Below are 13,489 nucleotides of genomic sequence, written 5' to 3' on the forward strand. Positions count from 1 at the left end.
TGTGTATAAGAGACAGGTCTACTGCCTTGGCGCAACGGCAGTGAAGTCAAAGGGTTAGCGCCGCATGTCTGGGACGACGGCAAACGCGAGCCAATGGTGTTTCGGGGCTCCCCCGAAAACAGGTTTCGGTGAGCTACCAACTCTTGCGAGCAGGAACGGAGCCGGATGCCGCATGCCCTCTTCGCTGGCGCATGATAGGGTATGCCTCGGGATTGGACTGGAATGGTCTCCGGTAGAGCGCAAAGCCCAAGATGGCGAAACGGCTGAAAAAGTCCGCGTTACCCCAGCAGAAGCAGCACGATCGTATCCCGCGATCCAGCGCGCCATTCTTGCTGGGACGAGAAACGGAAATCGCCCTCATCGATCAGCTTCTCGACCGGATCGATCAAGGGGGGACTACTCTGTTTCTCAGCGGAGCAGCCGGAATTGGCAAATCAGCGCTGCTCGAGGAGGCCAAAACTCAAGCGCGCGAACGCGGCATCGTTGTGCTCGGCATGACGGGCGTTCTCGCCGAAGCCCATTTGGCTTTCGCCGGGCTTCAACAGGCATTGCATCCGCTCATGAAGCAGGCAAAATCTTTGCCTGCCAATCAACGATCTGCCTTGTTCAATGCATTTGGCATGGGCGGCGCAACCACCGAAGCGCCGGATATTTGGCTGGTTGCGCTTGCAACGCTCACACTCCTGACTGAAGGCGCAGTTCACAAGCCAATCTTGCTGGTGGTTGACGATGCCCAATGGTTGGACGAAACGACGCGCCAGGTTCTGTCCTTTGTTTCCCGCCGCTTGAGTTCGGACCCCATAGTTCTGCTGCTGGCTTTACGCGAAGGTTTCGAGCTTCCGTTTGGCGATGCAGATACCTTGCGGCATCTCGTTCCGGCTTTCGGCGAAGCCGATGCGGCCCGATTGCTTGAGATCCAGGCGCCCGGCCTTTCCAAGAATCTGCACAGCCGCCTCTTGAGAGAAGCCGCCGGCAATCCCCTGGCCCTCGTGGAGCTGCCGCGCAGCTTGCGGTCGGAAGATGACCGCGAGACCGCATGGATCCCATTGACGGAGCGGCTGGAACACACATTCTCGAGCCGTCTATCCGACCTTCCCGAGGCCACGCGTATGCTGCTGTATACCGCCGCTGAAAACGACGGAAGCTCTCTCTACGAAATCATGCGCGCCGGCGAAGTGCTGCTCGCCCGGAACATTGATGTAGCAGCCCTTGAGCCCGCTGTCTCGGCAAAGCTCATCGATCTCGACGCAGCGGAAGTGCGGTTTCGACACCCTCTCGCGCGATCCGCGATCCACCAGGCCGCCGACCTAGCAGTGCGTCAAACGGTTCACGCTGCACTCGCCGGGGTCATCGAGGATCAAGATCGCAAGCTTTGGCATCGTGCGGCGGCGGCATTGGGTCCTGACGATGAATTGGCCGCCGAACTGGATCTCATGGCACGTCGAGCGCAGCGCAGAGGTGCCCTCACCGTGGTCGTCGAAGTCCTGCAAAATGCAGCAAAACTAAGTAAGACGGCAGAGACCAGGAGGGAGCGATTTTTGCAGGCTGCCGAAATTGTAACGGACCTCGGGCGGCCGAAGTTGCTTGAACATCTGTTGCGGGAGGCCGCGGTTGATCCATCGGACGATCTGGGTGCAGCGCGAGTCGGGTGGTGTCGCGAAATGAGCCAACCGTTGACGGTCAACGATCCCGGCAGAATCTCCGCGTTGGTCAAATTTTCCGACCAGGCGCATGCGAGCGGCGCGAAGGACCTGGCAAGCAATCTTCTCTGGAGAGCGGCACAACGCTGCTGGTGGAGCAACGCGAGCAGCGACACGTGCTCAAACGTTCTCGCCGGCGCAAGGCGACTGAAGCTGCTGGACCTCGACCCACGCGGCATCGCGATATGCGCCTATGCCGAGCCACTTCGCCGGGGTGGCGAGGTGTACGCAAAACTGAAGGCGCTGTCCGAAAGGAGGGGTAACGATCCTCATATCGCGCGCATCCTGGGAAGCACCGCGAATGTCATCGGCGCATTCGATCTTGGTGTGAGCTTTCTGGCTGAATCCACTGCAGAGCTGCGAAAACAGGCTCGAGTTGGCAATTTGGCGCGTGCGCTTTTCGCGCAAGCATGGGCCGAAATGGAAGTGGGCGACTGGATCGGCGCAATGAGGGAAGCCGAGGAAGCGATCCGTTTTGCGGAAGAGACAGGATCCACCGTATGGAAGGCAGCCGCCACCATCGTGAAAGCAAAGGTTGCCGGCATGCAAGGCAGTCTGGAGCGGTCCGAAGAATATGCGACTCAGGCGGAACGCCTCGTTTTGTCCAGTGGCGCAAGCTTCTTGCTCGCGATGCTGCAAATGGCGCGGGGCATAGCGGCAATCAGCGCCGGCCGGCATTCAGAAGCGTTCGAGCATCTGCAGCGTCTGTTTGTGCCTGCCGATCCAGCCTTCAACGCTGGTCTGCAGTTCTTTGCGCTGGCCGACTTTGTCGAGGCGGCTGTTCAATCGGATCGCCTGCAAGATGCGCGCGGCGTCATCGATGAGATGGAACGCGTGTCTGCCCCCGAACCGGTACCGTGGGTCGAAACGATGTTGTCCTACGGCAAGGCATTGGTTGCGGCGAACGAGGAAGCCGAACGATACTTCCTGGCAGGTCTTGGGCCAGCTGCGAAGAATTGGCCCTTCCTGCGAGGGCGTCTCTTGCTCGCCTATGGCGCCTGGCTGCGCCGACACCGTCGCTCCGCCGATGCGCGTGCTCCGCTGCGCCAGGCACGAGATATTTTCGATGCGCTTGGCGCGTCTCCTTGGAGTGATCGCGCGCGAGAAGAATTGCGAGCAGCGGGCGAGGCAAGCCTTCGCCGGACCGCGCAGGTTTGGGAGAACCTGACCCCGCAGGAGCTGCACATCGCCCAGCTCGCTGCCCAGGGGCATTCGAACAAGGTCATAGGGGCGAGACTCTATCTGTCTCACCGGACCGTCGGCTACCACCTGCAGCGAGTTTTTTCGAAGATCGGAATCACCTCCCGATCGGGTCTGTCTTCCATCCTCTCCACGGCCAATTCGGCACCTTGACACGATCGGTCACCGGACTGGTCATTTGACGGATGCCGCGCAGGTCGTTCGGCTGCCTATTCTCGCCAAGTGCAATCCAGCGAGGATCTAGTAGGAGGCCGTCTTGGAAATTGGAAGCAAACAATCGGTCGCCCTTGCCGCGAGGCTGGTTCAACCGGGAACCATAGTGCCAATCACCCAATCTGTCGGCCCGTCGGCTAAAGGAAGGCTCGATCGACGCAGACTCTTTCGCGTACTTGACTACATCGATCGCCATCTGGAATGTGACCTCACACTTGATGACATGGTGTCGGTCGCCTGCCTTAGTCGGTTCCACTTTGCGCGAGCCTTCAAGCAAGCCGTGGGGCGATCGCCTCGTCAGTATGTTGTTGCGAGGCGCCTTGAGCGCGCGAAAGTCCTGTTGGTCGAAGGCGACGCGCCTTTGGTCGAAATCGCGCTGGCTCTCCGCTTCTCAAGCCAAGCAAACTTTACTCGCGCATTCAGGAGGTCAACGGGCCAAGCACCCGGCCAATATCGTCGCGAAACGACGGCGGCGCTCGACATAAATGCGCTGCGCGCGAGGAGCGGTTTCAACGAAGCCGAATTACCGCGCATCGATCCCGGCGAGGCACTCGGTGCATTATTGGGTGGCCAGCTCAGACTGCGCGGCCAAACTCCCAATGCGATCGACACTTGAGCGCCACGAGGTCCGCACAGCAGTTGTACCGAGTGCAATGTTGTACTTGAACCGGAAACAAAGTGCGGATCATTGTCGTTTTGCTCCGATTGCGTACTGATTGTACCGAGACGGAGTGGCCCCGTACGACGACGGTCACGAGCATCGGGAAGACCACGAGCCATGGAACTGACAACCACCACGATCCTGGTCGCTTTTGCCGGCGTCTTCCTGATCTGCTTCATGAAGGGCGCGTTCGGCGGCGGGTTCGCCATTGTCGGCATTCCACTGCTGTCGCTGGCGATGGACCCTGTGACCGCCGGCGGCCTGCTCGCGCCATTGTTCATCGCGATGGACTTGTACGCGCTGCGCTACTGGAAGCCTTCGACATGGTCGAAGCCGGACCTCAAGTTGCTGTTGCCGGGGCTCGTGGCCGGCATCGGGCTAGGCTATCTGCTTTTTCGGGTGCTGGATCATCGTGCGGTCGCGATCGTGATGGCGGTTGTCACCTTGATCTTTGTCGGGCTGTGGTTCTTCGCAGGCTCGGAGGTGACGGTGCAGCCGCGCTCGACGCCGAAGGCAATCGCCGCCGGCCTCGGCTCCGGGATCACCACTATGGTGGCGCATTCCGGCGGACCGCCGCTTGCGATGTATCTGCTGCCGCTCGGCCTAAGCAAGGACGTCTATGCGGGAACGACGAGCCTGTTCTTCACCGTCGGCAATGCGCTCAAGGCGGTGCCGTGGCTGTTGCTGGTGAGGCCGGGCCACAACGTCTGGATCATAATGGCGGCGTGCCTGCTCGCCGTTCCCGCCGGCGTGTGGGCCGGTTGGCGGCTGCACGGCAAGCTGGACCAGCGCCAGATCTATCGGGCATGCTACGGATTGCTGGTGATCACCGCGCTGAAGCTATTGTGGGACGGTGTGCACGGCTATCTAGTTTAGACGATCCAGGGCAGACCTCGGTAGCCGGGAGGAGAATGGTTATGGCTATGATCGAGTGGTTTGACGACCTTGCCATCGGGATGCAATTCAGGACCGGTGAAGCCCGGATCACCGCTCCAGAAATCACACGTTTCGCGGCAGAATTTGACCCGCAACCAATGCATTTGGACGAAGACTCAGCCGCGAAAACGTTCTTCAAAGGTCTTGCGGCATCGGGATGGCACACAGCCGCAATTGCAATGAGGTTGTTGGTTGAAAGCCGCCCTTTCGGTGATCATCCAATTATCGGGATTGGAGGCGGAGTGAGTTGGATGGCGCCGGTGCGCCCCGGCGACGTCCTGTATCTAGAGGGCGAAGTCGAAAGCCTCACTCCCTCGAAGACCAAACCGCAAGGCACCGTGGGCATGAAATGGACGATGTACAACCAACATGGTCAGGCAGTTTATGCGTTCACTCCGATGACCATCGTTCCGCGTCGCCCGGACGCATGAAATCGTCATTCGAGCCGATGGGCCTGCTTAGGTCAAAACCTGAAAGTCCGGACCGGCTCTACTTCACGTCCACTCCGCTCCTGAAAGCAGACGTGGATGGATCGAGCCATTATGTCGACCATCACTGGAGCCAGCATCAGCTGCCGTTTTGGCTGCTACGCTGCGTTACGCCACCGCCGCCATATAAACGCAGAAGCGCGAAATCGTTTACCCGTCGAGCTCCGAACCAGCGGCAGTACTACATTTGGTACGACATGACCGATCGGGGTGCGGCTTAAGTCCTGATTGCGCTTCGCTTTTTGAGATATCTCGGTCCAATCCATCATGGGGGCGACAGAAAATTTCCAATCCATCTCAATTGCTTAACCGCAACACCAGCTCAATGCAACAATACGCTTTTGGACCCCGTCCGCGGAGGCATGTCCGATCCAACTAAAATATCGAAAACAACCCCATGCAAAGTAGCATCGCGATTGTGCGGACGCTTCCGGCGACCATGGCACGAGCCCGGGTCCCGCTTATCGCATTCCCGGAGTGCGGCCGATACGGACCTGCCGCTCGCCTCGAGCTCCCGCTACTGCTTCAACAATGCACACTTGCTTTCTGAAAGCGGAATCGCTGTTTGATCTCCAGGGATCGTTCGGACGATGCGATAGTAATCCCAATCGCCCGTGGACTCGGATGGAGATTTGACTTCCACCAGATACATATTCCGGATCACCCGTCCATCTTGCCGCACAAGGGCGTTCTTCGATACCGCATCCTGGACCGGAAGCTTGTGCATTTGGGCAGCGACGGCCTTGCCATCCTCAGTGCCCGCGACCTGCATGGACTTCAGATAGTGCAGTACTCCCGAGTAGACACCCGCTTGAATCATGCCTGGCTTCTTGCCAGTCCGAGCCTGGTACTTGCTCGCAAACTCTCGACTACTTTCGTCACGATCCCAGTAGTAAGCGGTCGTTACCAGGAGGCCCTTGGAACTGCTTAATCCAAGCGCCCTGATATCGCTTATCACCACAACGAGACCAACCAGCTTTTGTCCGCTCCCGGCGAGGTTGAACTCGGCCGCCTGCTTGATCGAATTGATCGTGTCGGCTCCCGCGTTTGCCAGCCCGACAATCTCAGCCTTGGATGCCTGAGCTTGAAGGAGGAAGGACGAGAAGTCACTGGTGCCGAGAGGGTGACGAACATTTCCAGTAACAATGCCGCCGTGGTCCTGCACAGCCCTGGATAGGTCTGCAGCCATCTGATGGCCGAAAGCGTAGTCTGCGGCCAGGATGAACCACTTCTTGCCGCCGTTCTCCAAAACCGCCCGGGCGGTGCCAGCCGCTTGGGAGTACGTGTCCCACATCCAGTGAAATCCTGTCGGCGAGCAATCTTCATTGGTGAGCCGCGTCGTTCCGGGACCAACGGCGATAGTTATCTTGCCGCGTTCTTTCGCCAAGTTCTGAACGCCGATTGCGATTGCCGAATTGGTCAAGTCAGTGATCATGTCGACGTTATCGGCATCAAACCATTTCCTTGCCGTCGAGAGCCCGATATCGGTCTTGTTTTGATGATCGGCTGCCACAATTTCGATCTTCTTTCCAAGCACTCGGCCACCGAATTCCTCGACAGCTAATTTCGCAGCTTCCACGGAGCCCAGACCACCGAATTCCGCGTAGAGGCCAGTCTGATCGTTCAGGACGCCGATCCGTATGACGTCGCCCGATGCGTATGTTGGGCTCGCAGAGATCATTGCTGTTGTTAGGAAGAGTGCCGATGCAAGCTTTGACATCTGTTGCCCCCTGGTTTGTTCTTGACGTTTGTATTCGCAACGATGCCGTGCGCTGCGTGATGCAGAGCTTGAAATCTTTGATCGGCCGTCTCCACGGTCAAAGATGAAAAACGATTTTGCAGTTCTGCTGGCAGCCATGGCCCGGTTCTGGAAGCCGGGGGATCCGAATGGCAAACTTGAGCGCAGGCCGCCTTTGGCGCCCGCGCTCGTTGCCCGTGACACGGTTCAAGAAAAAAAGCGCTCGACAACTGAGCGCGCCAGGACGCCACTACTTTGGCGCGCCTGCCGTAGCTGCGAGGATCACTTTTGCAATCTCGGCCGGCTGCGAAATCTGTGGCGTGTGCCCGGCTGGCAGGCTCACAACATGAGCCGAGATCTTCTCGGCCATCGCCTTCTGCAGGGCGGGCTGAAGCATGCGGTCTTGCTCGCTCACCACATACCACGACGGCCTAGTCTTCCAGGCAGCGGTGGTGACCTTCTCCTCGAAGTTCTTTCCACGCGTAGGGGTTTGCGTCGCGGCCATCAGCCGGGTTTTTGTTCAGCCGGAACGTCTGGGGCGAGGTGTTTCGACACTCCCTCAAGGCTGAGCGTCAGGAATCCCTCCTTGTCTGCGAGAATGTGCGCGAAACCTGAGGGTGTCGGGTAATCCTTGGACACGCCCGCGACCGATTGCCCTTCGGATGGAGCGAATGCGGCGACGTAGACCAGCGCTTTGACGCGCTCGTGCTTGCCGGCTTCCGTGATGACGACGCCACCCCACGAGTGTCCCACCAGGACAACGGGGCCGGTCTGATTGTCGAGCATGCGCCGCGTGGTCGCAACGTCGTCGGCCAGCGAGGTCAGCGGGTTCTGCACGGACACGACCGTCAGCCCTTTCTCCTGGAGCAAGGGAATGACCTTGTTCCAGGCCGAACCGTCGGCAAACGCGCCGTGGACAAGCACCACCGTGGGCTTCTGCTTATCGGGCGTTTCAGCCGAGGCTCCCGTTGAGGTTAGTGCCGCGCCGCCCAAAGCGGCAGCAAAGACGGCTCTCTGTGTGAATGATCGCATTGGATTTTCTTCCAGGTTTGAGCTGGCCGGGGCCAGCAGATGGCGTAATGCCGATTGCAATGCCGCGACTGTAAGATATACAACAAATCTGGATAAATCGGCGAAATTGATCGATACAACAAACGGTTTGTTTCAAATGGATCGATTGGTATGCATGCGAGCTTTTGTAAGCGCGGTCGAGCTCGGCTCCATTTCTGCTGCCGCGGCCGAACTTGACCTGTCCTCGCAACTGGCGGGCAAGCAAATACGGACGCTAGAGCACGGCCTGGGAATCAAGCTGCTGAACCGCACGACCCGTCGGCAGAGCCTGACCGACGGCGGTCGCGTGTTCTACGAGCGGGCGAAGAACATCCTGGCGGAGATGGAGGCGGCCGAAGCGCTGATCGCGGAAACCCGCTCGACGCCGCGGGGGCGGCTAAGAATCAGCGCGCCCATTACCTTCGGAAGTCACGCGCTGGCACCTGAAATCCCGGCATACCTGAAGCAACATCCGGAGGTGTCCGTGGACATCAGTCTTACCAATCGGACGGTCGATCTGGTGGACGAGGGTTTCGATGTTGTTTTCCGCACTGGACCACTTTCGGACAGCGCATTGCTGGCGCGACATCTGGCCTCGCTTCGAATGGTTCTTTGCGCGGCGCCGGACTATCTCAAATCAGCGAAAAAACTGCGCAAACCAGAGGATCTGCAGCACCACGAATGCCTCGTATTCTCGCACACGTCGCTTCGCACGCAGTGGTCGTTCGAGGGACCGCACGGTCGGGAGACCGTCCCGATCACGGGCAGATTCTCCACTGATAGCGGCGAAGCGCTTCGTGCAGCTGCCGTGGCAGGTATGGGTGTGCTTCTGCAGCCGCACGAACTCGTGGCCGACGAGATCAAGACGGGGCGTCTCGTGAGGCTCTTGCCAAAATACGAACCCCCTGCCCGTCCGTTGCACGCACTGTACGCTCCCGACAAACGAATGACACCGAAGCTGCGGAGCTTCCTGGACTATGCAGTTCAGAGGTTCGGCGAGAAGCAGCGGAGTGCTGATGTGTAAGCAAATCGGACGAGGGCCAGAAATTGGGCCAGAATATTGTCTCCATGTCCTTCGGTTGCAATTGTTTTTGGCAGCCCAATCTTCCGAGACGGCTTTGCGGCTTCGCGATATGGTCGCGGCAAGCAGCGTCAGGCTTTGCTGCCGCGCATAACCCGCAGCCTGGGAGATAAGACAGAACCGCCCCTGCGTGACGTCCAACAGGAGCCCAGCTTGGATTGGAACGATCTCCGATACTTTCTCGCGGTGGCGCGAGCGCACAGTCTAACGGAAGCTTCGAGGGAGTTGCGGGTGAGCCAAGCCACCGTCGCCCGGCGGATTGCCGCGCTCGAGAGCTCGCTCAAGACCACATTGTTCGCCAAACGCCCGGACGGATATGTGTTGTCGGAAGCCGGCGAAGCCTTCTTTCCTCCTGCAGAAGCGGCGGAGGCCCAACTGCTCTGGCTGGAGAGAGGCGCCACGGGGCCATCAGAACAATTGACCGGTATCGTCCGCCTGGCCATCCCCGAATTGCTGGGACAACACCTGATCATCCCAGGGCTTGCCGGATTTCAACAGCGGTATCCGCAAGTGCAGCTGGAGGTGATAGCCGACGTCCGACCGCTGCGGCTCTCGCAGCGTGAGGCCGACGTCCTGGTACGCCTGGTCCGGCCAACGCAAGGCGACTACCTGGTGCGCCGCATCGGAAGCATCGCGCTGGGATTGTATGGTTCGCGCGCCTACGTCGAAGCCCACGGGGTCCCCCGAACGGCAGCAGACCTCGAAAAGCATCGCTTGATCGGATGGGATCCTGTCCTGGCATTTCTCCCGCTGGCACGCTGGTTGTCGGACATCGCTCCTGAACCGAACTTCGTATTTCGTGCCCATACGATGGGCGCTCAACTGGTCGCAGCGGAAGCCAGCCTTGGTTTGGCCGTGTTGCCTGCCTTCATCGCCAATCGACTTGGCCTAGTACGTGTGCTTGAGAGTGAGCCGCCTTTCATTTCCGACATTTGGCTGCTGCAGCAATCGGAATCCCACGCGTTGACCCGCGTTCGCTCTCTCGCCGACCACGTCGCAGAGACGATCACCGATGCTGCGCCGCAATTAATGAACATAGCCGGGCCCGAGGCTCCTGTCAGTTCCGGCTAGGCCAACGGCCCTCCAATAAGGCCGGCAGGCAAATTTCCAATTGTGAAAAACCACTCTGCAATATTGGTGCTGGCTCTCCTTTGATGGGGTTTGGATAGAGTTCGCCGAACTCTCCTCTTCCAAATCAAAGGGAACTCAAATGCCAGTGACGGCACATGCACTGAAATTCTCGAAGGTTGGTTCTCCGGATGTTCTCGAATGGACGACGGAAGAACTTCAGCAACCGGCAGCCGATCAGATCCAGATCACTCAGCGCGCGATCGGCGTCAACTATATCGATATCTACCATCGGAGCGGTCTCTACCCGCTGCCCTTGCCGAGCGGTGTCGGCGTCGAAGGCGTTGGAATCGTCGAAGCTGTCGGCGAGAGCGTCAAGAACTTCGTTCCTGGTGACCGCGTGGTCTATGTCGGCGGCCCCCCAGGCGGCTATGCCTCAGCCCGCAACGTTCCGGCCGCTCGCGCTCTCAAGCTGCCCGACGACATTCCGACCGAAGTCGCTGCGAGCCTCATTTTCAAGGGACTGACCGTCGAATATCTCATCCGCCGCTGTCACGAGGTGAAAAAAGGCGACGCCGTCCTCTTCCATGCCGCAGCAGGCGGGATCGGACTCATCGCGGGCCAATGGCTCAAGCATATCGGCGCAACGGTTATCGGGACCGTCAGCTCGGAAGAGAAGGCCAAGCTCGCACGCGCCAACGGATATGATCATACAATCATCTACACCAAGGAAAACTTCACGGAGAGAGTCCGCGACATCACTAGGGGTGAGGGAGTCTCAGCGGTATACGATTCTATCGGCAAGGATACCTTCGCAGGCTCCCTGGATACTCTCCGTCCCCGCGGCATCTTGATCAGCTTCGGAACGGCCTCTGGCCACGTCCCTCCACTTGATCTCGCTCAACTCGGCGCCAAAGGCTCACTCTTCGTCACCCGACCGTCAATCGCCCACTATACAGCCAAGCGCGAAGAACTCGAAGCCGCAGCGGACGCCCTCTTCGAGGCGATCCGCCTCGAACATTTAAAGGCAATCGAGACGAAGACCTATCCTCTTCGGGAAGCGGCGCAGGCCCACCGCGATCTCGAAGGCCGCAAGACTGCAGGCTCACTCATCCTCGTACCGTGAATCCGCCGTGACGGCGGGCTCTCCCGCCGTCACGGAGGTGTCAACGCTGAAAACTGCACAGCACCCAATGAGCCGGAGGAAACAGTTGGCCGAGAACAGCGGATTCTACGACTACATCATCGTCGGCGCGGGAACCGCTGGCTGTCTCCTTGCAAACCGACTTACCGCAAGCGGCAAGCACCGCGTTCTTCTGCTGGAGGCAGGAGGCAAAGACGACTACCTCTGGATCCACATCCCGGTCGGATATCTATATTGCATCGACAACCCGCGAACCGACTGGTGCTACAAGACGGACCCCGAAGCCGGCTTGGGCGGACGCCAGATCGGTTACGCGCGCGGCAAGGTGCTCGGTGGATGCTCATCAATCAATGCCATGGTCTACATGCGAGGACAGGCTCGGGACTACGACCTCTGGAGCGAGCTGGGAAACGCCGGCTGGAGTTGGAAAGACGTTCTGCCCTATTTCATGCGGCACGAGGATTTCGTTCACGGCGAGGACGATGAACATCATGCCGGCGGCGAGTGGCGCATCGAGGAGCAGCGCCTCCATTGGCCGATCCTTGACGTTTTCCGGGATGCCTGCGTCGAGGTTGGAATCCCCGCAACTGCTGATTTCAACAGGGGTAACAACTCGGGGGTCGGCTACTTTCAGGTCAATCAACGTCGCGGCGTTCGCGTCAACGCAAGCAAGGCCTTCCTCAGACCGGCGAGGAATCGATCGAACCTGACCGTCGTCACACACGCGCATGCGAAACGGATACTATTTCGATGCGGGCAAGCAACGGGCGTCGCTTTCGATCAATCCGATACCGATGTCATCGCGCACCTCAATGACGGCGGCGAGGTCATCCTTGCCGCGGGCGCGATTGGATCCCCCCAGCTTCTCGAGCTTTCGGGCGTGGGCCAAGGGGCCCGCCTCCAGAATTACGCGATCCCCGTTGTGCTCGATCGGCACGGCGTTGGCGAAAACCTTCAAGACCATCTTCAAGTGCGACTCACTTACAAGGTGAGTAATGCCCTGACCTTGAACCATTTAGCCTCGAAGCTAAGCGGCAAGGCGCGCATCGCGCTGCAGTATGCCTTTTTGCGGCGGGGTCCCATGAGCATGGCGCCAAGCCAGCTTGGTGCCTTTGCAAAGTCAGATCCGTCTCAGGAAATGCCGAATCTACAATACCATGCTCAGCCACTCTCCTTGGATCGCTTCGGAGAGCCCCTTCATCGCTACCCAGCCATTACCGCGAGCGTATGCAACCTGCGACCGGCAAGCAGGGGCTCGGTGCATCTCGTATCGCCAGACTTCCGAAATCATCCTTCGATTCGACCAAACTACCTCGATCATCCGCGTGACCGCCAGGTCGCCGTGGACGCCGTCCGACTTACTCGGCGGATCATGGCGACGAATGCCTTTAAGCCGTACATGCCGGAGGAGGTCTTGCCAGGCGCGCATCTCGATACCGACGAGGAACTCGCGCTTGCCGCTGGAAACATAGCAACAACAATTTTCCATCCGGTTGGCACAGCGCGAATGGGTCAGGACTGGAATTCGGTCGTGGACGAGCGCCTCCGTGTACACGGCATAGACGGCCTCAGAATTGTCGATGCTTCCGTCATGCCGACGATTACTTCGGGCAACACCAACGCCCCGACACTCATGATCGCTGAGAAAGGAGCTTCGATGATCCTCGATGACCGACGCTCGGCGATCTCGGTGTAGCGACTCGCCCTTCAGGTCCTACGCCACCACAAACAGAAAGGCCCACAGCGATGCTCTTCGCCATTCACTGCCTCGACTATCCCGACTCCGTCGACCGACGGCTCGCACTATACGACAAGCACCAGGCCTACCTACAAGCGAGCCCGATGAAGATCGTTATTGCGGGACCCATTTTGGCCGCGGACGGCGAAACGCGGATTGGAAGCATGCAGCTCGTCGAGGCCGACGACATCGAGATGGTCCGCCGGTTCAACCAAGGGGATCCGTTCTTCAAGGAAAAGGTGTGGAACGAGATCAGGATCAACGGCTTTCTGAAGCTCACTGACAACAGATGACCCGGGCACTGCCGCGCGCCAACCTATTGGCTGAACCATGCCGCAAGAATTTTCAATTCTTGATTGGATCAACCATTGGCGAGCGCGCTGTCTGAAGCGGCGCAAGCCCAGTACCGAAGGCCTGCTCACATTAGCTGTCGCAAGATCTTCCTTGATCTCCCGGTGCACACGTCGTGCAC

At 59.1% G+C, this 13,489-nt stretch carries 12 protein-coding genes; 9 read left to right on the forward strand and 3 right to left on the reverse strand.

Annotation, left to right across the window (positions count from 1 at the left end):
- Positions 1–251: 251 nt before the first annotated feature.
- From Q2941_RS13780 to Q2941_RS13795, 4 genes are all read left to right on the forward strand, one after another.
- Entirely contained in the window at positions 252–3,053 is a 2,802-nt protein-coding gene (locus tag Q2941_RS13780) for an ATP-binding protein (RefSeq protein ID WP_458192797.1), read from the forward strand.
- A 103-nt stretch (positions 3,054–3,156) separates the two neighbouring features.
- Positions 3,157–3,729 (forward strand): helix-turn-helix domain-containing protein, encoded by a 573-nt coding sequence (locus Q2941_RS13785; protein WP_458192798.1) that lies wholly within the window; start codon positions 3,157–3,159, stop codon positions 3,727–3,729.
- A 162-nt stretch (positions 3,730–3,891) separates the two neighbouring features.
- Positions 3,892–4,650 (forward strand): sulfite exporter TauE/SafE family protein, encoded by a 759-nt coding sequence (locus tag Q2941_RS13790; protein WP_458192799.1) that lies wholly within the window; start codon positions 3,892–3,894, stop codon positions 4,648–4,650.
- A gap of 41 nt (positions 4,651–4,691) precedes the next feature.
- Complete coding sequence (locus Q2941_RS13795) at positions 4,692–5,141, forward strand: MaoC family dehydratase (protein WP_458192800.1); 450 nt, start codon at positions 4,692–4,694, stop codon at positions 5,139–5,141.
- A gap of 574 nt (positions 5,142–5,715) precedes the next feature.
- On the opposite strand, the gene Q2941_RS13800 is transcribed toward Q2941_RS13795, so the two are convergent.
- The 3 genes from Q2941_RS13800 to Q2941_RS13810 all read right to left on the reverse strand — a co-directional run bounded on the left by Q2941_RS13800 (position 5,716) and on the right by Q2941_RS13810 (position 7,863).
- Positions 5,716–6,918 carry an ABC transporter substrate-binding protein gene (locus tag Q2941_RS13800; RefSeq protein WP_027526597.1) on the reverse strand — a complete coding sequence of 401 codons (1,203 nt, stop codon included), beginning with the start codon at positions 6,916–6,918 and terminating at the stop codon, positions 5,716–5,718.
- 268 nt (positions 6,919–7,186) lie between these two features.
- Positions 7,187–7,441, reverse strand: a complete 255-nt coding sequence (locus Q2941_RS13805; RefSeq protein WP_458192801.1) for an alpha/beta fold hydrolase — start codon at positions 7,439–7,441, stop codon at positions 7,187–7,189.
- The gene (locus tag Q2941_RS13810) at positions 7,441–7,863 is read right to left on the reverse strand and encodes an alpha/beta fold hydrolase (protein ID WP_458192802.1); all 423 of its coding nucleotides are present in this window, start codon (positions 7,861–7,863) and stop codon (positions 7,441–7,443) included. Before Q2941_RS13810 ends, Q2941_RS13805 begins: the two co-directional genes overlap by 1 nt.
- Here Q2941_RS13810 and Q2941_RS13815 point away from each other — a divergent pair.
- The 5 genes from Q2941_RS13815 (at position 7,811) to Q2941_RS13835 (ending at position 13,310) form a co-directional block, all read left to right on the forward strand.
- Positions 7,811–9,010 (forward strand): LysR substrate-binding domain-containing protein, encoded by a 1,200-nt coding sequence (locus Q2941_RS13815; protein WP_254112963.1) that lies wholly within the window; start codon positions 7,811–7,813, stop codon positions 9,008–9,010. The genes Q2941_RS13810 and Q2941_RS13815 overlap by 53 nt on opposite strands.
- Positions 9,011–9,220: 210 nt before the next feature.
- Positions 9,221–10,138 (forward strand): LysR family transcriptional regulator, encoded by a 918-nt coding sequence (locus tag Q2941_RS13820; RefSeq protein WP_063621778.1) that lies wholly within the window; start codon positions 9,221–9,223, stop codon positions 10,136–10,138.
- Positions 10,139–10,277: 139 nt separating this feature from the next.
- Positions 10,278–11,261, forward strand: a complete 984-nt coding sequence (locus tag Q2941_RS13825; RefSeq protein WP_458192803.1) for a quinone oxidoreductase family protein — start codon at positions 10,278–10,280, stop codon at positions 11,259–11,261.
- A gap of 67 nt (positions 11,262–11,328) precedes the next feature.
- Positions 11,329–12,975: a GMC family oxidoreductase gene (locus Q2941_RS13830; RefSeq protein ID WP_458192850.1), complete on the forward strand. Its 1,647-nt coding sequence runs from the start codon at positions 11,329–11,331 to the stop codon at positions 12,973–12,975.
- 50 nt (positions 12,976–13,025) lie between these two features.
- Complete coding sequence (locus tag Q2941_RS13835; RefSeq protein WP_458192804.1) at positions 13,026–13,310, forward strand: YciI family protein; 285 nt, start codon at positions 13,026–13,028, stop codon at positions 13,308–13,310.
- Positions 13,311–13,489 lie beyond the last annotated feature (179 nt).

The organism is Bradyrhizobium sp. UFLA05-153 (assembly GCF_054185185.1).